Annotated in this window: 24 protein-coding genes; 9 read left to right on the top strand and 15 right to left on the bottom strand. The window is 68.6% G+C overall.

Going from position 1 to position 23,352, the window contains the following annotated elements; genetic code table 11:
• Positions 1 to 5: 5 nt before the first annotated feature.
• Complete coding sequence (locus tag ACTWQD_RS11630; protein WP_443196418.1) at positions 6 to 1,289, bottom strand: class I SAM-dependent methyltransferase; 1,284 nt, start codon at positions 1,287 to 1,289, stop codon at positions 6 to 8.
• A gap of 140 nt (positions 1,290 to 1,429) precedes the next feature.
• On the opposite strand from ACTWQD_RS11630, the gene ACTWQD_RS11635 reads away from it, so the two are divergent.
• A complete protein-coding gene (locus ACTWQD_RS11635; protein ID WP_443196283.1) occupies positions 1,430 to 1,780 on the top strand; it encodes a spore germination protein GerW family protein in 351 nt (116 codons plus the stop codon).
• Positions 1,781 to 1,818: 38 nt separating this feature from the next.
• Complete coding sequence (locus ACTWQD_RS11640) at positions 1,819 to 2,709, top strand: amidohydrolase family protein (protein WP_443196419.1); 891 nt, start codon at positions 1,819 to 1,821, stop codon at positions 2,707 to 2,709.
• Between the two features lie 17 nt (positions 2,710 to 2,726).
• Here ACTWQD_RS11640 and ligD read toward each other — a convergent pair whose 3' ends face one another.
• The 4 genes from ligD to hrpB form a co-directional block, all read right to left on the bottom strand.
• Positions 2,727 to 3,749, bottom strand: a complete 1,023-nt coding sequence (ligD, locus tag ACTWQD_RS11645) for a non-homologous end-joining DNA ligase (protein ID WP_443196284.1) — start codon at positions 3,747 to 3,749, stop codon at positions 2,727 to 2,729.
• 151 nt (positions 3,750 to 3,900) lie between these two features.
• On the bottom strand, positions 3,901 to 4,221 hold the full coding sequence (locus tag ACTWQD_RS11650) for a hypothetical protein (protein WP_443196285.1): 321 nt from the start codon (positions 4,219 to 4,221) through the stop codon (positions 3,901 to 3,903).
• The gene (locus tag ACTWQD_RS11655; RefSeq protein WP_443196286.1) at positions 4,218 to 4,490 is read right to left on the bottom strand and encodes a hypothetical protein; all 273 of its coding nucleotides are present in this window, start codon (positions 4,488 to 4,490) and stop codon (positions 4,218 to 4,220) included. The genes ACTWQD_RS11650 and ACTWQD_RS11655 overlap by 4 nt, the downstream gene beginning before the upstream one ends.
• A gap of 103 nt (positions 4,491 to 4,593) precedes the next feature.
• On the bottom strand, positions 4,594 to 7,257 hold the full coding sequence (gene hrpB, locus ACTWQD_RS11660) for an ATP-dependent helicase HrpB (protein WP_443196287.1): 2,664 nt from the start codon (positions 7,255 to 7,257) through the stop codon (positions 4,594 to 4,596).
• 90 nt (positions 7,258 to 7,347) lie between these two features.
• On the opposite strand from hrpB, the gene ACTWQD_RS11665 reads away from it, so the two are divergent.
• On the top strand, positions 7,348 to 8,862 hold the full coding sequence (locus tag ACTWQD_RS11665; protein ID WP_443196288.1) for a CYTH and CHAD domain-containing protein: 1,515 nt from the start codon (positions 7,348 to 7,350) through the stop codon (positions 8,860 to 8,862).
• Between the two features lie 59 nt (positions 8,863 to 8,921).
• On the opposite strand, the gene ACTWQD_RS11670 is transcribed toward ACTWQD_RS11665, so the two are convergent.
• From ACTWQD_RS11670 to ACTWQD_RS11685, 4 genes are all read right to left on the bottom strand, one after another.
• The gene (locus ACTWQD_RS11670) at positions 8,922 to 9,113 is read right to left on the bottom strand and encodes a hypothetical protein (protein WP_443196289.1); all 192 of its coding nucleotides are present in this window, start codon (positions 9,111 to 9,113) and stop codon (positions 8,922 to 8,924) included.
• Positions 9,047 to 10,408, bottom strand: a complete 1,362-nt coding sequence (locus ACTWQD_RS11675; RefSeq protein WP_443196290.1) for a DUF222 domain-containing protein — start codon at positions 10,406 to 10,408, stop codon at positions 9,047 to 9,049. Before ACTWQD_RS11675 ends, ACTWQD_RS11670 begins: the two co-directional genes overlap by 67 nt.
• Before the next feature lie 415 nt (positions 10,409 to 10,823).
• On the bottom strand, positions 10,824 to 11,105 hold the full coding sequence (locus ACTWQD_RS11680) for a hypothetical protein (protein ID WP_443196291.1): 282 nt from the start codon (positions 11,103 to 11,105) through the stop codon (positions 10,824 to 10,826).
• An 88-nt stretch (positions 11,106 to 11,193) separates the two neighbouring features.
• Complete coding sequence (locus ACTWQD_RS11685) at positions 11,194 to 12,207, bottom strand: isopenicillin N synthase family dioxygenase (RefSeq protein WP_443196292.1); 1,014 nt, start codon at positions 12,205 to 12,207, stop codon at positions 11,194 to 11,196.
• A 297-nt stretch (positions 12,208 to 12,504) separates the two neighbouring features.
• Here ACTWQD_RS11685 and ACTWQD_RS11690 point away from each other — a divergent pair, with 297 nt between their 5' ends.
• The gene (locus tag ACTWQD_RS11690) at positions 12,505 to 13,476 is read left to right on the top strand and encodes a dienelactone hydrolase family protein (protein WP_443196293.1); all 972 of its coding nucleotides are present in this window, start codon (positions 12,505 to 12,507) and stop codon (positions 13,474 to 13,476) included.
• A gap of 103 nt (positions 13,477 to 13,579) precedes the next feature.
• Here the strand turns inward: ACTWQD_RS11690 and ACTWQD_RS11695 are convergent, their stop codons facing one another.
• On the bottom strand, positions 13,580 to 14,533 hold the full coding sequence (locus tag ACTWQD_RS11695; RefSeq protein ID WP_443196294.1) for a hypothetical protein: 954 nt from the start codon (positions 14,531 to 14,533) through the stop codon (positions 13,580 to 13,582).
• Positions 14,534 to 14,588: 55 nt separating this feature from the next.
• Complete coding sequence (locus ACTWQD_RS11700) at positions 14,589 to 14,891, bottom strand: DUF4193 domain-containing protein (RefSeq protein ID WP_443196295.1); 303 nt, start codon at positions 14,889 to 14,891, stop codon at positions 14,589 to 14,591.
• 433 nt (positions 14,892 to 15,324) lie between these two features.
• On the opposite strand from ACTWQD_RS11700, the gene ACTWQD_RS11705 reads away from it, so the two are divergent.
• Both ACTWQD_RS11705 and ACTWQD_RS11710 read left to right on the top strand, forming a co-directional pair.
• Positions 15,325 to 15,663: a YnfA family protein gene (locus ACTWQD_RS11705; protein WP_443196296.1), complete on the top strand. Its 339-nt coding sequence runs from the start codon at positions 15,325 to 15,327 to the stop codon at positions 15,661 to 15,663.
• A gap of 78 nt (positions 15,664 to 15,741) precedes the next feature.
• Positions 15,742 to 16,437, top strand: coding sequence for a DsbA family protein (locus ACTWQD_RS11710; RefSeq protein WP_443196297.1), 696 nt, complete (start codon positions 15,742 to 15,744; stop codon positions 16,435 to 16,437).
• 3 nt (positions 16,438 to 16,440) lie between these two features.
• On the opposite strand, the gene cls is transcribed toward ACTWQD_RS11710, so the two are convergent.
• The 4 genes from cls to ACTWQD_RS11730 form a co-directional block, all read right to left on the bottom strand.
• Positions 16,441 to 17,907 (bottom strand): cardiolipin synthase, encoded by a 1,467-nt coding sequence (gene cls, locus ACTWQD_RS11715; protein WP_443196298.1) that lies wholly within the window; start codon positions 17,905 to 17,907, stop codon positions 16,441 to 16,443.
• A gap of 35 nt (positions 17,908 to 17,942) precedes the next feature.
• Entirely contained in the window at positions 17,943 to 18,326 is a 384-nt protein-coding gene (locus tag ACTWQD_RS11720) for an SHOCT domain-containing protein (RefSeq protein WP_443196299.1), read from the bottom strand.
• A 54-nt stretch (positions 18,327 to 18,380) separates the two neighbouring features.
• Positions 18,381 to 18,812, bottom strand: coding sequence for a hypothetical protein (locus ACTWQD_RS11725; protein WP_443196300.1), 432 nt, complete (start codon positions 18,810 to 18,812; stop codon positions 18,381 to 18,383).
• Between the two features lie 157 nt (positions 18,813 to 18,969).
• The gene (locus ACTWQD_RS11730; RefSeq protein ID WP_443196301.1) at positions 18,970 to 21,492 is read right to left on the bottom strand and encodes a LuxR C-terminal-related transcriptional regulator; all 2,523 of its coding nucleotides are present in this window, start codon (positions 21,490 to 21,492) and stop codon (positions 18,970 to 18,972) included.
• Between the two features lie 248 nt (positions 21,493 to 21,740).
• Here ACTWQD_RS11730 and ACTWQD_RS11735 point away from each other — a divergent pair, with 248 nt between their 5' ends.
• The 3 genes from ACTWQD_RS11735 to ACTWQD_RS11745 all read left to right on the top strand — a co-directional run bounded on the left by ACTWQD_RS11735 (position 21,741) and on the right by ACTWQD_RS11745 (position 23,243).
• Complete coding sequence (locus tag ACTWQD_RS11735) at positions 21,741 to 22,304, top strand: potassium channel family protein (protein WP_443196302.1); 564 nt, start codon at positions 21,741 to 21,743, stop codon at positions 22,302 to 22,304.
• A 261-nt stretch (positions 22,305 to 22,565) separates the two neighbouring features.
• Positions 22,566 to 22,994 carry a DUF6325 family protein gene (locus tag ACTWQD_RS11740; protein WP_443196303.1) on the top strand — a complete coding sequence of 143 codons (429 nt, stop codon included), beginning with the start codon at positions 22,566 to 22,568 and terminating at the stop codon, positions 22,992 to 22,994.
• Between the two features lie 27 nt (positions 22,995 to 23,021).
• A complete protein-coding gene (locus ACTWQD_RS11745; protein ID WP_443196304.1) occupies positions 23,022 to 23,243 on the top strand; it encodes an SHOCT domain-containing protein in 222 nt (73 codons plus the stop codon).
• Positions 23,244 to 23,352 lie beyond the last annotated feature (109 nt).

Raw genomic sequence — 23,352 nt, forward strand, 5'->3', positions numbered from 1 at the left:
CAGCCTCAGACCCAGGCGTTCCGGCGCAGCGGCGGCTCGGCGCCGCCGGGCCGCTGGACCAGGATCTGGTTGACGCCGGTCAGTCCGGACTCAAATCCCAGGGCGCTGGCAGCCATGTACAGCCGCCAGACCCGGGCACGCCCGGCCCCGGCGAGCTGTACGGCGTCGTCCCAATGGTCCTCAAGGTTCTGCACCCAGGCCCGGAGGGTCAGCGCGTAGTGCCGCCGCAGGGCCTCGACGTCGAGCACTTCCAGCCCGCCCGCTTCAAGCGCCCCGACCATCTCGGCGAGGCCCAGCATCTCGCCGTCCGGAAATACGTAGCGCGGGATGAAAGAGTCCGGATCCGGCGCGGTGGACCCCGCGTTCCAGGAGATCGCGTGGTTCAGCAGGCGGCCGCCCGGCCGGAGCAGCCCGTGCAGCTTCGCGACGTACGCGGGCATCTGTTCGCGGCCCACATGCTCGGACATGCCAACGGAGCTGATCGCGTCAAACGGCCCGTCGTCCACGTCGCGGTAGTCCTGGACGCGGATGGCCACGCGGTCCGTCAGGCCGGCGTCGGCCACGCGTTTGCCCGCCATGGCCGCCTGTTCGGCGGACAGCGTCACGCCCACGACGTCGACTCCGTAGCGCTGGGCTGCCTGCAGGGCGAAGCTCCCCCACCCGCATCCGACATCCAGCACCCTCATGCCCGGCTGCAGCCCCAGCTTCCGGCAGACCAGGTCGATTTTCGCGGCCTGCGCGGCTTCGAGACCGGTCCGTTCGTCCTCCCACACGGCGCAGGAATAGACCATGGACGGTCCAAGCACCAGGGCGTAAAAGTCATTTCCGACGTCGTAGTGGTGGGAGATCGCCGCGGCGTCGCGCTGCCGCGTATGCCGCCGGCCGGCGCGGACGATCCTGGCTTCCTCAGGCGGCGGGGCGGGGTTGGGGCCCAGGGCCCCCAGCAGCGCGGCATTCTGGAGAATAGTGGCGGCCTCGCGGAGTGTGGGCCGGCGGAACGGCCCAGGTTCCGCGAACTTTCCCACGGAGCTGAGCGCGGCGAAACTCGCGAAGACGTCGCCCGGGGCGTCAATGTCACCGGCAACGTAGGCGCGGCTCAGCCCCAGCTGGCCCGGCGACCACAGCATCCGGCGCAGGGCCCGCCGGGAGCGGAACTCGATGACAGGGGCGCCGGCGGGCCCGGCTTCGGAACCGTCCCAGGCTTTCAGCCGCAGCGGGATGCTGTCCGTACCAAGGACAATCGCGAGCACTTCAGCCAGCCGCGGCGCCACACCGGCAGTTTTCGTCATCATCGGGCCCCTCTCGTCCCCAGCGGTTCTGCCTCTTAACCTATTTCGGTGTCCGGCCCGAAAAAAGGGGCCGGACGGCCCTGCCGCCCGGGGCCATTGCCTCTGGCGTTCCCGCCGGGCGCGTGCCTATCGTCGTACCCATGACTGAAGCACTTTCATCCCTCGCAGAGACCTTCAAGAATGTCGGTGTAGGCCGGGCCTACGGCCCCGCTGTCACGGTGAACGGGGAGGAACTGATCCCTGTCGCCCTCGTGTCCTTCGGCTTCGGCGGCGGTGGAACTGACGCGGGAAGCGCGTCCGCCCCCGGCGAGGAGAACGCTGCCGGCGGTGGCGGAGGAGGCTTTGTGCTGCCGCTCGGCGTCTACGGCCGCAGCCCAAGCGGCCACGTGGTGTTCCGGCCCAACACTATTGCGCTCCTGGCCGCCCTGACGCCCCTGGTCTGCGCCGCCGGCTACACGGTGCGTGGCGTCCTCCGGACCCTGCGGGGGTAGGATTTCCGGGACGACGACGGGCAGGAGATCGGGTGGAGATGATGCGGGACACCGACGTACCGCAGTGGTGGGCCAAGCTGGGACTTCCGGGCCTGATCGACATCCACACGCATTTCCTCCCCGAACGCATGCTCCAGCGGGTGTGGGCGCACTTCGACGAGGCCGGCCCCCTGATCGGCCGTCCCTGGCCCATCACGTACCGGGCCGATGAGGCCAGCCGGCTGGCCCAGGTCCGCCGGCTTGGCCTGCGCCACTTCACCGCGCTGACCTACGCCCACCGCCCGGGCATGGCGGCCGACCTCACCAACTTCGCCCTCGACCTGGCCGCAGCCGAGCCCGATTGTGTTCCCAGCGCCACCTTCTACCCGGAAGAGGGAGTCCTGGACGAGGTGCACTCGGCGCTGGAACGCGGCGCACGGGTGTTCAAGATCCACGCGCAGGTGGGCGGATTCGATCTGCGCGAACCGGTCCTGGACCCGGTCTGGGGCCTTTTGGCGGAGTCCGGCGTCCCTGTCGTGGTGCACGTGGGCAGTGGCCCCGTGCCGCGGCCGGGCTTCACCGGACCGGACAAGCTTGAAGGGGTGCTGCGCCGCCATCCGCAGCTGACCGCCGTCGTCGCCCATCTGGGGGCACCCGAGTACGGCGAGTTCCTGGACCTGGCGGACCGGTATCCCCGCGTCCATCTGGACACCACCATGGTCTTTACGGACTTCTTTGAGGCGGCCGCACCGTTCCCGCCGGAGCTACTGCCCCGCCTGGCCTCGATGCCGGAGCGGATAGTGCTGGGCAGCGATTTCCCCAACATCCCGTACCCGTACGCCCATCAGCTGGAGGCGCTGGAGCGCCTCAGGGACAAGGAACCCGCGCTCGACGACGAGTGGCTGCGCGCCGTCTGCTGGTCCAACGGCAAGCGGCTGCTGGGCGTCTGAGGCGCGCGCCGCGGGGACTAGTCCTGGCTCTTTGCCCGGCTGGGCTGCACCCGCATCGGCTCGCCTGGCATCTTCGGGAAGTCCGGCGGAAAGGGCAGCTCCCCCAGGCCTGCGGCGAGGTCCCGCTCCCACCAGCCGAGGAGGACGTCGATGGTGCCCGGCTTCGCATGCATGCCGGCCCATGGATCTCCCGTGTCCTGCAGCCGCTTCGGCACCGTGACGATGGTGAAGTCCTTCGGGGTGACGTGATCGAGCTCCTCCCAGCGGACCGGGCAGGACACGGTGGCGCCGGGCAGGGCGCGCGGGCTGTAGGCCCCGGCGATGGTCCGGTCGCGGTTCGCCTGGTTGAAGTCGACAAAGATCCGCTCGCCCCGTTCCTCCTTCCACCACGCTGTGGTGACCTTGTCCGGCATTCGGCGCTCCAACTCGCGGGCGGCGGCAATCACGGCGTGGCGCACTTCGAGGAACTCCCGGCTGGGTTCGATCGGGCAGTACACGTGCAGGCCCCGGTTTCCGGACGTCTTGAGAAAAGCCTCCAGCCCGGCCTCCGTGAGGACGGAGCGCAGCTCCCGCGCGGCGGGGATGGCGTCCTCGAAGCCCGTGCCGGGCTGCGGGTCGAGGTCGATCCGCAGCTGGTCGGGATTGTCCGGGTTGCCTGAGCGCGATGCCCAGGGATGGAAGACCACGGTGTTCATCTGCACCGCCCAGACCGCGGCGGCGATCTCGTCAATGACCAGCTGGGGGTGCGACCGCCCGCTGGGATAAACCACGCTCACGGACCGCACAAAGTCCGGGGCGCCCCTGGGCGGGTTTTTTGAGAAGAACTGTTCCCCGTCCACGTCCCCGCCGAACCGCTGGAGCGTCACGGGACGGTCGCCATTGGCCGCCAGGAAGGCATCCCCGACGTCGACGATGTACCGGGCGAGGTCCAGCTTGGTGAGCCCGAGCTGGGGCCACAGGACCCTGCCCGGGCTCGAAATGCGCATCTTCCGGTCGCCGCTGGGGCTGCTGACAGTGAGGGTCGCTTCTTCCTTGGCCATGGGGACAAGGTACTCCCGGACCGGAAACAAACTGAAGAGGCAGCCCCGCGCCGGGGCCGGCACGCCGCAGCCGCGGCCAAACTGCCCGACGTCGTGGACCGGCCCCGGCGGGGCGGCCCCGCCGTCCCACCGTTTATGCGTGAGGGTCCGTTTATGCGTGAGGGCGGCGCCGGGCCTGCCGGAACCCGGGCCGCAGCGCTGCCGGCCCGGCCGACGGGCCGGTGCGGCGCTCCAGTTCGTCCGTGACGAGCTGGAGGAGCTTTCCGGCGGACTCCGAGAGGTCCCTTCCGTTGTCCGGAGAAGCCAGCTCCACGCACTGCAACAAGGCGGAGCGGAGCCGCACCAGCTGCGAGGAGGGCACCAGCGGCCAGCGGCGGAAGGAATCGAACATCAGCCCCGCGCCGTGACCCTGTGCAAGGGGGCCGTGGCCCTGTGCAAGGGCGCCGTAGCTGACGGCCATCTGGGCCCTCATGCGGCACGCACCCAGCCGGCCTTGCCGGCTCCCACCAGATGCCTGCCCTGCCAGCCTGATGCGCGGATCATCGCCACGGCCTCGGGATCGGCGGCGGTGAGCTTCCGCAGATCCACGACGATGTCCAGTCCATAGCCAACGGAGCCCGCCCTGCGGGCGACCGCGATCAGGCTTGGCGCGTTGCGGACGGTGAGTTGCCCCTCCGGTGCCACGAGTGCAGATTCCGAACTGAGGTCGACAGCGACGGTGATGTCGAGTTTGCTCGTCATATTAAATATCCCCTGTGAAGCATGAGTGGCCGACTTCATGACCGCTAACAGGATATCCAACACACCGTGAGCCACGTCACAATGCCGTAACAGCCACCCTGAATCAGCCCCTGACCTTGGTCCGAGCCGTCGCCGGCGCTGTCCACGGATCCTCCGGCCAGGGGTGCCGGGGATACCGGCCGCGCATCTCGGAACGGACCTGGGCGTAGGGTCCGGACCAGAAGGAGGCCAGGTCATCGGTGACGGCCAGGGGACGCCGGGCCGGTGAGAGCAGATGGAAGAGGACCGGCACCCTGCCGTCCACCAGCCGCGGCGTCTGGGCCCAGCCGAAGCATTCCTGAAGCTTGACGGCCACCACGGGACGGCCGCCGTCGTCCACGTCCGGGTAGTCGATTTTCACCCGGGATCCGCTGGGCACCTCAAGCCGTTCAGGCGCCAGCTCGTTGAGCCGGCCCGCTTCGGGCCACGGCAACAGACGGCGCAGCGGTTCTTCCAGATCGATCCCGCTGGCGGGCGCGCCGCCTGCCAGCGCCTCAAGCTCCGGTGCCAGCCACACGTCAAGGCAGGCCAGCAGCGCCGGTTCGGACACGTCCGGCCAGGGGTCGCCCAGTTCCCGGCGCAGGAGGGCAAGACGGCGGCGCAGGCCGTCCGCCGCCGTCGACCAGCCGATCCCTCCCAGGCCGACTTTTTCCAAGGCCCGGGACACCGCCGCCCGGCCTTCCGCGGCTGAGGGACGCACAGGGGTGGAGGCCAGCACGATGGCCCCCAGCCGGCGCTCTTTGCGGGCGGTAACCCGGCCCTGGCTGAATCGTGCCTCCACGGTGTCGCTGAGGAGGTGCCGTGCCGCGGTCTCGGCCGCATCAGCCGTCAGCGGCGCCGCGGAACGGATGACGGCGCCGGTGCCGGCAGCGTCGCGCCCCTGGGCACGGGAGACGTCGGCGACGGCGAGCCAGTCGTGCCCGGACAGGGAGCTGCCGGCCGGCAGCCCGGCCCGCGTCCCGGAGGTGAGGAGGTAGCGCTCCGGCCCTTCGCCGGGGACCCTGCGCGCCACGCGGTCCGGGAATGCGAGGGCGACGACGAACCCGGGCGCCCCTGCAGCGGCCACCGGGCCGGCAGCGGCAGCGGCGGGCCTCTCGTGGCGGGCGATCGCCTCCATCCGCCGGACATCGTCCGCCCAGCGCCGGGACGCCGGGTCCTTGCCGGCGCGCAGTGCGGCCAGGAGCCGCGGAAGGTCGGCGCCGGGGGCGCGCTGGTCCCCGGCCACCAGGGCGACGGCTTCCGCAGCGTTGCGGACGCCCACGGCATCGGCTCCGTCCAACAGGGCCCGGGCCAGCCGGGGGTCCGCGGGAACCCGCGACAGTGCCTTGCCGAGATCGGTGGCAACGCCGTCCGCGTTGACCGCACCGAGTTCCCGCAGCACCTCCACCGCCTCGTCCATTGCGGACTGCGGCGGGTCGTCGGGCAGTGCCAGTCCGCGGCCGCCGGGCGAGCCCCAGCAGGCAAGGATCAGGGCGGCACCGGTGAGGTCTGCAACGGCGATCTCCGGTGTCGGGTGGGCCGGCGCGGCACCGAACGTCTTCTGGTCGAAGCAGCGGACCACCCGCCCCGGGCCCTGGCGCGCCGCGCGCCCGGCCCGTTGCTCGGCGGATGCCCGGGAGCAGGACACGTTGACAAGGCCGGACATGCCGCGGCCGGCGTCCCGCCGCGGCTCCCGGGACAGTCCCGAATCGATCACCAGCCGGACGCCGGGGACGGTCAGGGAGGACTCCGCCAGCGACGTCGACACGATGATCCGCGGGCTGCCGCCGGGTACCCGCCCGGAGACGGCGCGGTCCTGTTCCGCGGGACCGATCTGCCCGTGCAGTTCCAGGACCTCCGCGTTCAGGGCCCCAGCGCGCTGGCGCCCCCGCAGCCGGCCGGCAACGTAGGACACCTCCCACGCCCCCGGAACGAACACCAGCGCGTCGCAGTCCCGGCCGGACGCGAGGTCACGCGCGTGTGCTGCGGCGGCCGTGTCCGCCACGTGGTCCAGGAACGCGCGCGTCACGCCCCGTTCATCCAGCCGGGCGGCCGCTGCCGGCACCCATTCGACCTCCAGGGGGTGCAGCGCAGACGGACAGTCAACGACGGGCGCCGGGCCGCCGCCGTCGGAGTCCCCGGCATCCGGGCCCTCCGCGCCCTCTCCGATCAGCGCGGCGAACCGCGGAGCGTCGAGGGTGGCGGACATCGCGACGAGCGCGAGGTCGCCGCGCAGCTGGCGGACCTCATGGAGCATGCCGAGCAGCAGGTCCGTCTCCAGTCCCCGCTCGTGGACCTCGTCGACGATCACGGCGCCGGCCGTCTCAAGTCCCGGGTCTGCCAGCAGGCGGTTCAACAGGATGCCGGGCGTGACGAACTCGATCAGGGTGGCAGGACCGGCCTGGCGTTCTCCGCGGACCGAATACCCCACGCGGTCCCCCAGCCGGCTGCCGTCCAGCGCCGCGAGGCGCCGGGCCGCGGATCGTGCAGCCACCCGCCGCGGCTGGGTGACGATGATGCGCTGCCGCTCTGCTGCGGCCCCCAGAGTGAGGTTGGCGAGCAGCGGCGGGACCAGCGTCGTCTTGCCCGTGCCCGGCGGCGCCTGCACAACGGCAGCGCCACCGGGCGCGCCGGCCCGCAACGCGTCTGCCAGCTCGGCCAGCGAGCGTGCAAACACCAGGCCCGCCCCGATGGCCTCCAGGTCAAAGGGCGCAGGGGCAGGGGGCAGCGGATCGGGCGGAAAAGTCACGCTTCCATTGTGCCTACAAAGCCGGAGCCGCGGCGCCGGCCGGGACCTTAGACTCGTGCTGTTCCGGGGACCGGCGGCCTAGGCTAAGACATGGCCGGCCCGGAGACGCTCGAGGTGGAACGGAAGTACGACGTCGGCGCAGGCGACGAACTCCCGTCCCTGGCCGCGTTGCCGGGGGTGGATCGTGTGGGCCCTCCCGAGGAAGAGAGCTTGGACGCCGTCTACTTCGACACCGAGGACCTGGCCCTGGCATCGCGCGGGGTCACCCTGCGGCGCCGCACCGGCGGGCACGACGCCGGGTGGCATCTGAAGCTTCCGGTGGCAGCCGGGGAACGCCGCGAGGTGACCGACGCATTGGGAGACGATCCCAACACGGTGCCTGCCAGGCTTCAGCAACTGGTACGGGTCCATACCCGGGCCAGCGACCTGATCCCGGTAGCCCGGCTGCAGACCCGGCGCACGGTACACCGTCTCTTTGCTGCCGATGGCACCGCGCTCGCAGCCTTCAGCGATGACCGGGTGGAAGCCCGGACCTTCCTGGAGCCGGCGGGACACTCGGCCTGGCGGGAATGGGAGATCGAACTGATCGAGGGGCCCAGGCGCCTGCTCACGGACGCCGATGCGGCGCTGGCCGCGACGGGACACCGCCCGTCGGCGCTGCCCTCAAAACTCGCCCGCGGCCTGGGGGCACACTACCCTCCCGGCAGGCCGCCGATGCCCGTGCCGGAGCCCGCCGGCCCCGCCTCCGCGGTCCTGCTGTCCTACTTGGGCAAAGAGCTTGAGGCACTGAAAAGGCACGACCCCGGAGTCCGGGAGGACGCGCCGGACTCCGTGCACCAGCTCCGCGTGGCGGCGCGGCGGATCCGCTCCGCCCTGGCCACGTTCCGCCCCCTGACCGATGCCGGCACGGCACGAACGCTCCGGTCCGAACTTCAGTGGCTCGCAGGGACCGTTGGGGCTGCCCGGGACAACGAGGTGATGCAAGACCGGCTGTTGCGGCTGATCCGCGCAGAACCGCCGGACGCACTCCTGGGTCCGGTTGGCCAACGGATCGAGGAACACCTGGGGGCCGTCGCCGAGGAGGCCCGCGCGGCCGGACTGGCGGCGTTGGACAGCGACCGTTACTTCCGTCTTCTGGACGCTCTCGACGTCTTCCTCGCTGAACTGCCCCGGACCGAGGCCGCCGAAACCGAAGCCCGCCGGACCGTGGGCAAGCTCCTCGCGAAGGAGCGCAAGCGGCTGGTCCGCGAGGTGGAGGCCCTCGACGTCGACTCTCCAGGGACAACCCCCGATGCTGCCCTTCATGAAGTCCGCAAGAGCGCCAAGCGGTTGCGCTATGCGGCAGAGGCCGCGGTCCCGATTTTCGGCGAACAGGCCGCCGGCCTTGCCCGGGCGGCGGAGGAGATCCAGGAGAGCCTGGGTGACCATCATGACAGCGTGGTCAGCCGGGAGGTCCTGCGCGGGCTGGCCGCCGGCGCGACCGGAGCCGACGCGTTCACCTACGGCAGGCTGCACGCCCTGGAACAGCTGGCCGGCGAGCAGGCCCGTGCCGCCTTCTTCCGCACGTGGCAGGAGACTCCGCCGGTGCCCGTCCAGTGGAAATAGCCTCCGGAAGCAGCCGCCGCTGCGCGGCTGAGGGGGACGCTATTTCCATTGGACTGGCGTCAGGTCCTCAGGTGGGGAATCACCAGGACAGGCCTGGACTGCAGGCTGGTCAAGTCAGCGCTGACTGATCCCTCCAGCATCCGCGTCATCGCGGCGAAGCGTCCCGGGCGCTGCCCGCCTACGATCAGGAGCGAGGCGTCGGTGCTCTCCGCCAGCCGGTGCAAGGCCAGGGCAACGGCCCCGTTGAGCACCCGGAAGGACCATTCCCGATTAGTGGCGTTTCAGGCAGGTCATGGCCGGTGCGTGGTGTGCCGGGCAGCGTTGACCCGGCGGGCGGGGTGCCGGGGAGTGGTGGTGCGGTGGAGTGGTAGGTGTGGCCGGTGGGCGTGGTGACGTTGAGGGTGTGTCTGGGGCCGGGGCGGGGTTGGGCCCGCCAGCCGGGGGTTTCTTTGGTGTGGTTGCAGGCTTCGCAGAGTCCGGCGCCGTTGGTGGCGGTGGTTTCGCCGCCGTCGTGCCAGGGGTTGATGTGGTCCAGGTGCCTGATGGGCGCGTCGCAGTAGGGTGTGCGGCAGGTGGCGTCCCGGGCGGTGATGAAGCGGCGGAGTCCGGGCGGGAAAATCCTTGCGCGGGAGTCGAGTGCGACCAGATCCCCGGTGCCGGGTGCGGTATAGAGCCTTCGGAGCCAGATGCGCAGGTCCTCGCGGGGGTCGGTGCCGGTGTTGGCACCTGTATCCGGTTCCGGTGCGGTTCCGCCACTTGTGAGCAGTTCCCGGGCCCAGCCGGCGGGGACGATGCCGTAGCCGGGGAGGCGGGCGGGTTCGGCGTCTGCCTGGAGGAGGGTGCGGTCGGTCATGACGAGCTGGATTTCGATGCCGGTGATCCCGCCGGGGGCGCCGGTGGTTTGTTGGACGAGGGCGTCGGCTTTGAGCTGGCCGCGGGTTCTGGGGTCTCCGGCGGCGCGGGCGGTGTCGGCGTGCCGGGTCAGGGCGGCGTACACGGCGACGCCGGCGGAGGCGGGGAGCAGGGCGGTGAGGTAGCACATGGTGTCCGGGGCCGGGCGGAGGGTCACGGTCCGTTCGGTGGCGGCGTGGGCGGCGCGCTGGGTGACGGTGCGCGGGTCCCGGCGGTAGGCAGCGGCCCGCGCGGCGGCGATGATTTGCCGGTCCCCGGCGCCGTCGAATGTTCCGGTGTCGGCGGCGAGTTCTTCATCGACGGCGGCCCGGTCCTCCGCGGACAGGGTGGCGGTTTCGCGCACGAGGAGGGTGGCGCGCCATTCGTTGAGCTGCCCGGCCTCCAGTGCCGCCAGGGTGCGGGGCATTTCGGTGACCAGGGCTTTCGCGAGGCCCAGGAGCCGGCCGCCTTTGGCGGGGGACTCGCGGCGGGCCAGGGCGATCTGCGCGGCGACCCCGGCCCCGAGCTGGTCCGCGGGCATCCCGGCGGCGGCCTGTTTCCGGCGCTGGATCAGATCGAAAGCGACGGACAGACGGGCCTGCCGGGCAGACATCGCAGACTTCTCGTCCTCGATTTCCCGGATCTCAGCAATCAACGCGGCACTCTCACGGTCGAAACTGTCACTGGCGGCGCCCTCGTGTCCGGCCCGGCCCAGTCCAGTCCCGCCTCCAACCCCGCCCGCCTGGGCATTTTCTGGCCCAACGCCGCCTGGATCCGGCACGTCCTGACGGCCGACGGCCACCCGGGGCACGTCCGCGACCGCCCCGCCTTTCGGCTGAACTGCCTCTGGATCCCGCCTGTTCTCCATAATTCAAGGCTACTTTCGACCTACGACAGTAATAGTCGAACCAACGCTGGCGGACTGGAAACAAGTCGCGGCCTCCGCCGCAGGGAACCAGCGGGCTCCCGGCCAAGTCCGCCCGACCGCACGGCCCCCGATTATTAAGCCACGTCATTCTGAGGCCCGGCGGCACACACGGCCTCATGAGAAACAAATAGATCTCTAGGCGCTAGGGATCAGCCGGGCCGCGGCGGCGCCAGCCGATGAACAGCAGTACCAGTCCGATGGGGATCAGCGCGGCCGCCAGGTAGAAGAAGATCCGGTCGGCCGCCGTCGGCGCGACCAACTGGCGGAACAGCTCCGGGCCCACGGCAGGATCCACATCCAGGCCGAGGTCTTCGAGGTGCATGTACCGGGCGAAGGATAAGGTCCGCACGGCGAATGCCACCGCCGCCCCCACGGCAACCAGGATGAGACCCAGCACCATCGTGGCCTGACTGCGGTTTAGCACACGTCCCCCAAACAGTGTCGCCGATCCGGAACCCACAGCCTACCGTGGCCGGCGGCGCAGTCAGCCTGTGGCAGGGGCTGGCTGCCGGTCAGCCGTTCAGCAGATCCGCGTGGTGCGCTTCAACAACGTTGGGGTGCGCCCGCAGCCTGTAGCGCAGGGCGTTATCGCCGTAGGTTTCGAGGATGGGGCTGTTCGTCGGATCCACGGACAGCCCGCGGGCCTTCTCCTGGAACTCCGGGCTCACCGCGAGCTGCGGCATGGTCGCGTCCAGCGCAGGGTTGTAGAAAAATGGGAGCGAAATGCGGTCGGTGCCGCGCAGCGGCGAGATCACGCGGTGCAGCGTCGCCTTCAGGTATCCGTTTGTCGCCAGTTCAAGCATCTCGCCAATATTCACCACGAAGGTTCCCGGCACCTGCGGGGCGTCGATCCACTGCCCCTGGTATTCCACTTGGAGTCCGCCTTTTCCTGGCTCCACGAGCAGCAGTGTCAGCACTCCGCCGTCGCGGTGGGACCCAACACCTTGCTTGGGTTCGGGGTTCGACTCCCCCGGGTACCGCACTATCTTGAGCACCGGGAAAGCCCGCGCGGCGAAGGCCTCGTCGAACGCATCCTCGCGCGCCCCGAGAGAGACCGCCAGCGCCCGCAGGAGCGTCAGCGAGATCTCGCTCAGCTTTTCCGTCCATTCCGACACGATCCCGCGCATTTCCGGAAGCGCGTCGGGCCACAGGTTGGGCCCCTCGAGGCGCCAGTAGTCCGCCACGCCAGGCCCGGGCTCGACGGCGGCACGCTCGACGCCGATATCGATCTGTTCACGCCAGTCGACCGCACCGTCGGTGAGCTCGCCGCCCACCCGGGTGTAGCCGCGGAATTGGGCGCTGTGGATGTTCTCGACAGCGAGCTTCTGCTCTTCGGGCAGGTCGAAGAAGCGCCGGGAGACGTTCAGCATGGCGTCCGTCAACTCCTGCGGAATTCCATGTCCGGCAAGATAGAGGAACCCCACCTCGTGCATGGCGATGCGGAGTTCGGTGCGGAACTGCGAGGCCTCCGCCGGTCCGGCACTCAAGAGGGAGTAGTCCAGGACGGGCAATGATTCGAGTGGCAACCTATTAGTCCTTTACGGTGAACCTGGCAAGCTGAGAGCCCTAATTGCTTCAATGTTACGGAGCAATCGGCGGCAGCGGTCATTCAGATGTCGAATTAAGACATTCGGACCGGTGTGCGGTGCATCCTGGCGGGCAGGGCACCCCGCGAGCGGCATTCGGGAGCGGCATTCGGGAGCCGGCAGGCCAGGCTGCACCGCCACTGACCGGACCGAGGCGGGCCTGCCTGTCACCAAGTCAGGCTCTTGCCCGCGCGCGGACTTTGGAGGAGGATATGCGCACACTCCGGGAGGGCCGCCATGACCAAGCTTGGCAAGTTTGAGAAGTACCTGATCGAGGAATTCTTCGACGATTACCGTGCCGGGGCCCTGAGCCAGCGCACGTTCACGCGCCGGGTGGCCTTCATCACCGGAAGCATGGCGGCGGCGTCGGCCGCGATGCTGCTGGTGGGCTGCACGCCCGAGGAGGTCCCGCGCAGCACCGACCCCATGCCCACGCCCAGCCCCTCGCCGTCGGGCACAGGCACCGCGTCCGGGGGCGCCGTTCCGGGGGCCAAGAGCCCGCTCTCCGTTCCGGTAGGCGCGCCGGGACTGGTCACGGAAACGGTGCGTTTCCCTGCCGACGGAACCAATATCTACGCCTACCTCGCCCGTCCCGAGTCGGGTGCGCCCGGCCCGGCCGTGCTGATCTGCCATGAGAACCGCGGGCTGACCCCGCACATTGAGGATGTGGCGCGCCGCTTTGCCACCGCCGGCTACGCCGCCTTGGCGCTGGACCTGCTCAGCAGGGAAGGCGGCACGGCGAGCCTGGACCGCGACGCCGTCCCGGGGGCGCTGACCGCCGCAGGCGCCCAGCGCCACGTCTCCGATTTCGCCGCGGCCTTCGACTACCTGCAGGCGCAGGACTTCGTCGCCGAGGGCCGGATTGCCATGACCGGCTTCTGCTTCGGCGGGGGCATCACCTGGCAGGCCGCGACGGACCTGCCCGGCCTGAAAGCGACCGCGGCGTATTACGGCCCCTCCCCCGACCTCGACAAGGTGCCGGCCATCCAGCCGGCGGTCTTCGGCGTCTACGCCGAGCTGGACCAGCGGATCACCGGCCCCCTCCCTGCGTTGAGGGACGCGCTGGCGGCGACGGACGTCCGCCATCAACTCACCGTCTATCCCGGCGTCGACCACGCGTTCCACAACGACACCGGCCCGCGCTACGTTGAGGCGCAGGCGACCGCGGCGTGGAACGACACGCTGGCCTGGTTCGCCAAGTACGTCTAAACCCGTTGTTCCACGGCTTTGGAACCATCCGGAAGGCCGCGACGGCGCACAACTGGTCCGCGCGGCGTAGGCAGCCCGGACAGGGACGGCCCGCATGCGGGTCTCAGGGGAGCGTTCTGTCCCCGTACCACCGCAGGACCCGCAGTGCCCGCAGAGTGTTCCACCGGCTGGACCGTCCGTCACCGTCCTCCAGCGCGAAGTGGACCTGCCCGGGATGCGTGTTCTCCAGCAACCATGTGCCGTCCGGCTGGCGCTTGGAGCGGACCACTTCGATTGCTTCGGCCACCCGCGGGTCGGGCGGGTCGCCTGCAGCGCGGAAATACTCCAGGGCCCGCAGTAGGTCGTAGTGCCACCGGGTGGGAAAGCTGAACTTCAGCCAGTCGGGGTCAATGATGCCCCCAGTACTTTTGCGCCGGAACAGCCTCCGTTCGAGGAGGTATTCCTCACCCCGCCGCCGCGCCGCGACTGATTCCGCTAAACCGCCCGTTGTCTGCTCATACGCCAGTAGGCCCTCGAGCACATTGATGGTCGTCGCAAGGGATGACACCACCGCGCCGTCGCCGGCCCAGCAGTTCCACCCGCCGTCGTCGAGCTGCCCACTGAGAAGCCGCGCCACGACGCCGTCAACATCCTGGTTGAAGTAGGCTCCAAGGCCAACGGTCATGCCGTTGATGCAGGGCTCCACCTCGCCACTGAAAAACGGCTGCCCGCCCTCCTCCCAGCGGCAGTTGTCCCGCACCAGGGCCACGGTCCTGCGCATCTGCCGGCTGTCCGGGTCTATGCCGAAGGCCTGGAGCAGCAGGAGGCTGTAGGTGGTTGCTGTCCACGGCTGGCTGCCGTCGTCCGGAGCATCGGACCCGCCGGCCGCCGGGAAGTACGCTCCTCCGGCCCACTGGCCGTCCTCGCCGCGCAGGGCCAGCAGCCTGGCACCCCACCCCTCGGTTGCCACCCGTGCCCGTTCCGCGGCGACGTCGCCGGCAGGGGGCCCCGCGAGATCCCGGAGTACCTGCCAGCGGACGGACGGATCAGAATCCAGCAGCCAGTCCACTAAAGCCATGCCGTGAGTGTAGTGCCCCCGGCGTCACATGACCTGGGTGATCCGCCGGAAGGCTTTAACCTTCGCAGTCGGTGCAGTAGGCGTGGCCGTTCTTTTCACGGGCGATCTGTGAGCGGTGTCGGACCAGGAAACAGGAGTAGCAGGTAAATTCATCCTCTGCCTGCGGGATGACCTGGACGGTCAATTCTTCAGCGACAATTTCTCCGCCGGGAATCATCGCCCCGTCCAGCGAGTCCGCTTCATCCAGCTCACGTACTACGCTGCGGGCGTCCGGGGCATTGGCGGACTGCAGCGCTTCAAGGGATTTTTCCTGCGATTCCTTGACGTCGGAGCGTACTTCATCGTAATCGGTTGCCACTGGGGTAAGTCCCTCTTCTTCGGAGTGCTTGGATAGCTCATCAACGGGGCGGACCGCTCCAGTATTCCCGATTTTCGGGAGCACCCCGGACCAGCCCCCGAAAACAAGTCCTTGGCTGCCCCGGGGCGCCGATAAACCAGCCGCTTCTCATTTGTACATTCGCTGGAGTTAAAGCTAGATTGGCGGGAGTTTTCTTGGGGGGAAATGATGAACAAGGCGCAACGCCGAGCACATGTGGAGCCGCCATGCCGCGAGTGCGGCTCAAGGGTCATTCCGATCTGGAAGGACGAACGCCCTGTTGCGTCCAACCAGCCCGTGTGGCGGGTTGCTGCCAGGCAATGCAGCCGCCAGGGGTGCCGGCTCAGTAGTCCCCGGGACCTGCAGGAATCCTAAGGCTCAACTGCAGTTCGGACCGCCCTGCAATGATGGGTCGGTGACAATCGCAAAATCCATCGTGCTGTTCGCCCTCGCCGCCGCCGCCGAAATCGGCGGTGCCTGGCTGATCTGGCAATCGGTCCGCGAAGGTAAAGACTGGTGGTGGGCCGGCCTTGGCGTCCTGGCGCTTGGCGCCTACGGCTTCGTAGCCACGCTCCAGCCGGATGCGCACTTCGGCCGCATCCTCGCCGCCTACGGCGGCGTCTTTGTCGCCGGGTCACTCGCCTGGGGCATGGCCTTCGACGGCTTCCGCCCCGACCGCTGGGACATCACCGGCACGGCAATCTGTCTGCTGGGCGTGGCCGTGATCATGTTCGCGCCCCGCAGCGGAAGCTGAACCCAAAAACGGCACGCACCCGACCTGCGCACGCCGGATTCCCTTGCCACGCCCCCACGACGAAGAAAGCAGTCACCCATGAAACAAACCGCAGCAGTACCCAACCGGGCCCGGGCCGATCCTGCACGCACAGTCCGCGTGGCCGTGTGGATCATCCTCGGACTGATCGTCGCGGCGGGCCTCATCTGGTACGCGGTTCTCACCACCACCAAACCCGCCCCGGCGGCTCCCCAACCGGCCGCCAGTGCGCAACTGGTGCGCGAGGACAGCCACCGCCTCACCTCCCCCGCCGTCGAAAAGGCCCAGCTGGTGGAGTTCCTGGACTTCGAATGTGAGTCCTGCCGGGCCGCCCATCCGCTCGTCGAGCAACTCAAGCAGGAGTACGGGGACCGGATCACGTTCGTGAACCGCTACTACCCCCTCCCCGGGCACCGGAACTCGGGGACGGCCGCCCTGGCCGTGGAAGCGTCCGCGCAACAAGGCAAATACGAGCAGATGGCGGCCAAGCTGTTCGAAACCCAGCCGGAGTGGGGCGGGAAGCAGGAGTCCCAGGCTGCGGTCTTCCGGGGCTTTGCCCAGGAGCTGGAGCTGGACATGGCCAAGTACGACGCCGCGGTGGCGGCCGAGGCCACCCGGGACCGCATCCGCAAGGACGCGGCGGACGGCGCGGCCTTGGGCGTCACCGGGACGCCCACGTTCTTCCTCAACGGCAAGAAGCTCACCCTGGATACGGAAGCGCAGTTCCGGCAGCTGCTGACCGACGCCGCCCGGTAGGCCCTACTGGAGGGAGGCGGTCAGCCGTGCCAGGTTGTCGAACGCCTTCTCGGCGACGGGCCGCCGGATCCAGTCCTCCAGCTTCAGCTCGATGCTGTTCGCCCGGTACCCGTCCTCGATGCCGCGGATCGCATCAACAAAACCGCGCCCATGCGCCAGCACGGACACCTCCATGTTGAGGCTGAAGGACCGGACGTCCATGTTGCTGGAGCCAATCACAGCAACCTCTTCGTCGATGGTGAAGTGTTTTGAATGCAGCACCTGCGGGGCCCGGTACAGGTAAACCCTGACGCCGGCGCGCAACAGCGCCTCATAGTAGGAGCGCTGCGCGTGGTACACCATCTTCTGGTCGCCGATTTCGGACACGAAGAGCTCGACGCTGAGCCCCCGGGCTGCGGCCGTCACAATGGCCATCAGGATGGATTCGTCCGGCACAAAGTACGGGCTGGTGATGCTGACGCGGCGTTCGGCCTTGTGGATGAGCGTTGCATAGAGCTTCAGGTTGTTGTCGTTGTCGAAGCTGGGACCGCTGGGCAGAACCTGCGCGTCGATCGGCACGGACCCCGGCCGGTGGACGACGGAGCCGTGTTCCAGCGGCAGTATGACGTCGGTCTCGCTGTACCAGTCGGTCGCGAACACCGCGTCCAGCTCGCGCACTACAGGGCCTTCGAGCCGCACCATCAACTCATGCCACTGGAGTCCGCGCTTCAGGTTTCCCTTCTTGTTGTAGCTGGCGTCGATGAGGTTCTGCGAACCGGTGAACCCTACCCGGCCGTCGACGACGACGATCTTCCGGTGGTTGCGCAGGTCCGGCCGCTGCCACTGGCCCCGCCACGGCCGCACGGGCAGCATCGGGTGGTACTCCGCCCCCGCGTCCTCGAGGTACTGCAGGGTTTCCTTCCGGCCCGGGAAGATCAGCCCGGACAGGTGGTCCGACAGGACGCGGACCGCCACACCTCGTTCCTTGGCGCGAGCCAGCGCATGGAAGAACGGCGCCGTCGTGTCATCCAGCGCCATGATGTAGAACTCCACGTGCACGTACCTCGTGGCCGTGTCGATGTCCGCGATCATGGCATCGAAGGTGCCGTTGTAGTCAGGCAGCAGCTCGGCGTGGTTGCCTCCGACCATCGGCAGGGCCCCAAGGTTGTTGTTCAGCGTCACAGCTGAGTGCAGCCACTCCGGCCAGTTCCCGCCCTGGCTGATGAGGCTGCTCCCGGCAGTTCGCTCCAGTACCAGCTCATTGATTCTCCGCTGCTTGTCCCGGCGGGCCTTGGGCAACTTTGAATAGCCGACCAGAAGGTAGACGACGGCACCGAGCACCGGGATGAAGATGATGGCGAGGACCCAGGCAATGGCCGACGACGGGCGGCGGTTCATCGACACCAGGACAGCTGCGACCCCCACCAGCAAAATGTGGGCCGCCAGCAGCAGCAGGGCGACGGCTTCGGGATCCTGGAGGAATTCGCGCATGGTGACCTGATACCCGTCCGACGCCGCAGGCCGGGTCAGGCCAGCGTCCGGCCTTTGATGCGTTCGAATTCTTCAGCGCTGATTGTTCCGGCGTCCAGGAGCGCCTTGGCCCGGGTGATCTCCCCGGAGGGGCTCCCGGCAGCTGCCCGGGGGGAGGCATGGGCCTCCTCCCAGTGCCGCCGGGACCGTTCCGCAGACCGTTCGGCCATCCCGTCGCCGCGGGCAGCCAGATACACCAGCAGCGTCACGAAGGGCAGGAACGCCAGGAATACCACCCACACCGCCTTCCACAGCCCGCTCAGGCCGGGGTCGCGGAACAGGTCGCCGATGATCGCGAAGAGGCCAAACAAGTAGGCGAAAAAGACACAGGCGGTGAAGAACCACCAGAAAATGTCCCAGAAATTCTCCCAGAAACTCATGTGGCTGCCCTGCTTCCAACTAGTCCGGCGACGGCCCGCGGCGGGTGCCGTCGGTCAACACTTGGCCGATGTCCCGAGATCGCTCAGCGCAGCCTGGACGTTGGCCGCCTCGTCCAGCAAGGACGCCCGCGCCTGCGCGAGTGTCGCGTCGTCCGGTATGTCCCTGACGGCAGCCGAGAACTTGTTCTCGGCTTCTTTGACGGCGTCCACGCGATCCTCGGCTACGGCCTCGCTCGCCTTCAGCAGGTCCTCGTGGGCCTTCGCCACCTGCTCCCTCGCCTCCTTGACCTGGTCCACCGTGGATGTGGGCGTCAACGAGTCCTTGAAGGACGTCAGGGCTGACGCGTAGGCCTTGGTGGCTGCGCACGCCTGCGATTCGTTCTCCTGCGGGGTGTTCGCGGCGGGGGTGCTGCAGCCGCTCAGCAAAGCGATGGCAGCTGCGAGAGTGATCGCACCCGCAAACGTGCGGTTTGGGTTCTTGGACATCGGGAGGTTCCTTTCCTGGACGTGTTCTCCCCAGCCAGCTCTTGGCAGTCATGACCAGTGTGGACACCAACGCCGGCGTGGTCCTCACCCGCCGCGGGTGAAATCCCTTGGCCCGGACATAAGCCCAACGAAATACCGCCGTGCCAGGCCGTCCTGGTCAGACGATGCCGCGTTCGGCGGCCGTCTTGAGGGCATCGCGCCGGCCGGCTGCGCCCAGTTTGCGGTAGATGGAACGCTCGTGTGTCTTGACGGTGTTCACGGAGATGAACAGGGCCTCGGCAATTTCAGCCGCGGTCATCACGGAGCGCATGTAGGCCAAAACTTCCCGTTCGCGGTCTGTGAGGGTCCAGTACGAACGGGTCCGGAGGTGCGGAGGTTCCTCGGCGTGCCGTGCCATCCGGGCTGCAACGAATGATTCATGCGAGGTCCCCCACACGGCGTGCCGGATCAGGAGGTCCGCAAGCTCGTCGCGCCGCTCGGCGAAGGGGCGCAGCACGGACTGGGGCTCAGCCTGCCGGACCGCGTGCTCCAGCCGCTGGTGCGCTTTGGCCTCATCCCCGGATGCCTGGGCCAGGAGGGCCTCGGTCAGGCTCAGGCTGGTGTCCAGATAGAGGTTGAGGTGCCGGCCGGACAGCGCTTGTGCACACAGTACGGCTGCACCGCGTTCCCCGCCCCGGCGCAGGAGTTCGGCCAGAAGCACGTTTACCACGGGGGAGCGTCCGCCGGCACCCAGAGAGGCCGCCACTGTCAGTGCGGCGTCCAGGTCGCCCTTGGATTCGGCAATCTTGGCCAGGGCGATGGTGTGGAAATCCGCCCACGACACTTGATACAGGCCCTGCTCATACAGCGCCTCCAGCGCCGCCGTGGACTCAGCCAGGTGGCCCTGGTCGCCACTGGCACAGTCAACGAGGACTTCGTAGAAGACTGTGAGCGGGCCGAGCGGAAACGACGAGCCGCAAATGCGCTGGGCCTTGGCCAGGTGGGCCCTGGCGCCGCTCAGTTCGTCCTTCCAGTAGCAGACGATCCCGCGCGCCAGCCAAGCCGCCCCCATCCGGTCCTGCGCCGCCCGTCCCAGCCCGTCTGCCCGGTCGAGCGCCTGCGTTGCAATGTCCTCGGCCGCCGCCAGGTCTCCCCCAGCTGCAAATGCCAGAGCAAGTTCTGCTGCGGAGCCGGCTTCCACCGCCTCCCAGTGGCTGGCCGCGCCCGCGGCAGACTGGAGCAGGAGCGCGGCCTGGTCCCCAATGCGGTGCAACCTGAATTCGGCCTGGGCCAGCAGGAACAGGCCCGATGTGGTGGGCCGGCCGCATTCCAGCGCCCCGCCGTCATTTGCCGGAGCATACGTTGCCGGAACATCCGGCTGCCCGCCGGCGGACGACGGCTCGAAGACTGTCCGGCAGCGGTCAAACTTCCGTCGCCGCACCGCGTCCAGCATTGAAGTCCGCGCCAGCGCACGGTAGGTGAGTTCCGTGGCAGCCTCGCTGTCATCGTCGAGTGCCCGGCAGACCGAACTGACCATCAGGATTTCAGGGTCGTCGTTCCAGGGCGCCGGCAGCTCGCGGCACGCCTGTTCAAGAGCATGGGCTCCGCTGCACAGCAGGAACTCGAGCCAGTACGCTCCGAGTGCCGTGACAGCCTGCCTGGGAGCCTTGCCCTCGAGGGCTTGAGGCACGCTCTCTCCGACGTCGGTCTCCGCATAATGCCGCGCCGCAACCCTGTGGAGGCGTTCCGCGAGCAGGGGATCCCGCCGCTCCAGTATCCGGCGGCACTGGGCCGCGAAGAGCGACTGCCAACGGTACATCGATTCACCGCCGCGGTATTCGCGCTCCTCGATGAACAGCCCGTCCCGCAGGCACGCCTCCAGCAACATCCCGCCGTCGGGCTGACCGTTGAGCTCCACGGCGAGCCGCCGGTCCAGCCAGTCGCAGGCAGTGGCCCGCAGGACGAATTCCGCCTGTGCGGGGTCAAGCTGGTCGAGGACCTCTTCGGCAATGTAATCGGCCAGTGGTACCTGGACGGGACGACTCACCGGGCTCCCGTCCGGCACGGTAACCGCTTGGGCCGGCGTGCCGAGGCCGGCCTGGACAGCCACCGGCCAGCCGCCCGTCCGGTGCCAGATTACTCCGGCGTCGAAGCCCGGCCCGTGTCCCAGCGAAGTGGCAAATTCTGCCGCTTCCCCCCGGGTGAAGGCCAGGTCCGCGGCACTGAATTCCCGCAGTCCCTCCCCGTAACGGAGCCGCTCCAACTGGATCGCGGGATGCCCGCGTCCCGAAAGGACAAGCCGCAAGGCCGGCGGGGCTGAAGCAGCAAGTACTCCCACTACTCCGTTGGCCAGTCCCGGGCCGGCCAGGTGAAGATCGTCAATGACAAGCGCGATGGGCTCCGTGAGCTGTTCCAAAGCCCCGAGCAGCGAATCGTAGGAACCGGCGCGGTCCGCGGCAAGTTGCTGGTCCAGCGCCATCAGCGCGGCGTTTCCTGGCAAAGGCACCTGCCCGGCAACAGCCTGCAGGGCCCCTACAACCCCTGAGAAGAGCCGGGCCGGCTGACTATCGAAGCGGTCCAGCGACAACCAGGCACACTGGAAATCGCGCTTGCGGACCCACTCGCTCAGAAGGGTGGATTTGCCGTACCCTGCCGGCGCCGCGACGAGAGTCAGCCGGTAAGCATCGGCGGCCGCAGTCAAAGCGTCTTCCAGGCGCGGGCGCTCAAGAGTCCCCAGTCCGCGCAGAGGCGGCCGGAGCTTTAATTGCGGACCGTAGACCGATTCCGAATGTTGCGGTTGTCCCACGTAACCGATCGTAGAGACGACCAATAGCGTCCAATAGGGGCATAAGGTCCTTGTGCCTGCACCCCGCCCGACCGCCGCCCGACCCGCAGAACCACCGCTTCGGCCGCCCCGGCTGGGACGGTCCGTGCGCGGTAACATCAGTCATGGCCGCACATCAAAGTAGCCGCAAGAGCCCCGTGTTTATCCGTCAACTCGACCGGGCCACCAGACGGCACGTTTTCCTGGCCGCGGGAATTCGGCTTGCTGCCTTTCTCATCCTGCTGTTTTTTCTCTTCAACTTCATTCCTGTCACCGGCTTCAGCGACGACAATTCGGCGGGGGCCTGGATCCGGTTGGTGCTGATACTGCTCGTGTTTTTGTGCGCCCTGGCACTTCAATTGCGGATGATCATTGCCGCGGAGGTGCCCCAGGTCCGCGCCGCCGAAGCCGTTGTCGAGACCGTCCTGATGTTCCTGGTTCTCTTCGCTCTCCTCTACACATCGATGTCCACAACGGACCCGCTGGCATTTACCGAGCCGCTGAGCAAGATGGATGCGCTCTACTTCACCACCGTCACGTTCGCCACTGTCGGGTTCGGGGACATCACTCCCGTGAGCCAGCTCGCCCGGGCAGTTGTGACGGTGCAGATGATCGCCGGCATGGGCGCGCTCGTGCTGGTCGCCAAAGTTGCCTTCTTCGCAGCCGGCCGACGGCTGGGCAACCGCTAGCGTCACCCCTTTCGGGTGAGCGGCGGCGCCGGCAGGGGCGCCGGATCAGTGCCGGAAGGGATGCTGCCGGCCGGTCCCGTCCTGAAGGAGCCTCCCGGGCGGGCGCTCTGTCCTCTCCCCCGTACGCCGGTTCCCTTGCAGCTGCCAACAGATCACCCCGGGCGGGTGGGGCCCGGCAGGTGGACCTTGCGGACAATGAGAGGTGTCACGGCTGCAGTACTGCACAGGGCTGGACCGCGCGCGCAGGAACAGGAGCGTCATATGAAGATCGGGCCGTTGGAAGTGATTGTCTGTGCCTTTCCGAAACCGGCCATCGGCGCCAACGTCATCAAGGCACTCAGCGAGACGGTGAAATCCGGAGCCATTACCCTGGCGGACATTGTCCTGGTCAGCAGGGACCGGGCGGGGGCGGTGCACGTCCGCGACCTGCACGACGGTCTGCCCGCGGCGTGGTCGGGGCTGATCCGGGACGCCCGTCCCATGACGCTGCTCAGCGACGCCGACATCGCCGTGGCCGCGGAGACCATCGGGAACAACGAAACGGCGTTGATCGCCGTCGTCGAACATCGCTGGGCCCACCGGCTGTCCGAAGAGGTGCGGCGCTCAGGAGGTGTCACGGCGCTGCAGGGCCGGGTTCCAGACGCGGAAGCGGTCCTGGCGCTCGAAGCCGACGGAGTCACACCAACTTGACCGGCACATTGAGGGAAGGAACTGTTCATGCCATTTGCTCGAGCCGGCCGGCCAGGGCTGCTCGGATCCGTTGCCCGGACGGCTGCGGCCCGGGAGGCTCCGGCTCCGGGTGCCCAACCCTCCGCCGCGCCGCCGCCGGCCGCCGGCCAGGAACTGGCGGACCAGCTCTCACGGCTGGCCGAGCTGCGGCGCACCGGCATGCTCACCGAGTCCGAATTTACCGCCGCAAAATCACGGCTTCTGATGTAGTTTCCCGCCTGCGACGCCAGGCACCCCCTACCCAAACCCAGACGTTGGAGGTGGATCCCGTGAAGCGATTGAAGCACTTCCATCGCTGTCCGCACACCCAGAGCCGTGC

This window comes from Pseudarthrobacter sp. 1C304, from assembly GCF_052245515.1.
Lineage (GTDB): Bacteria > Actinomycetota > Actinomycetes > Actinomycetales > Micrococcaceae > Arthrobacter.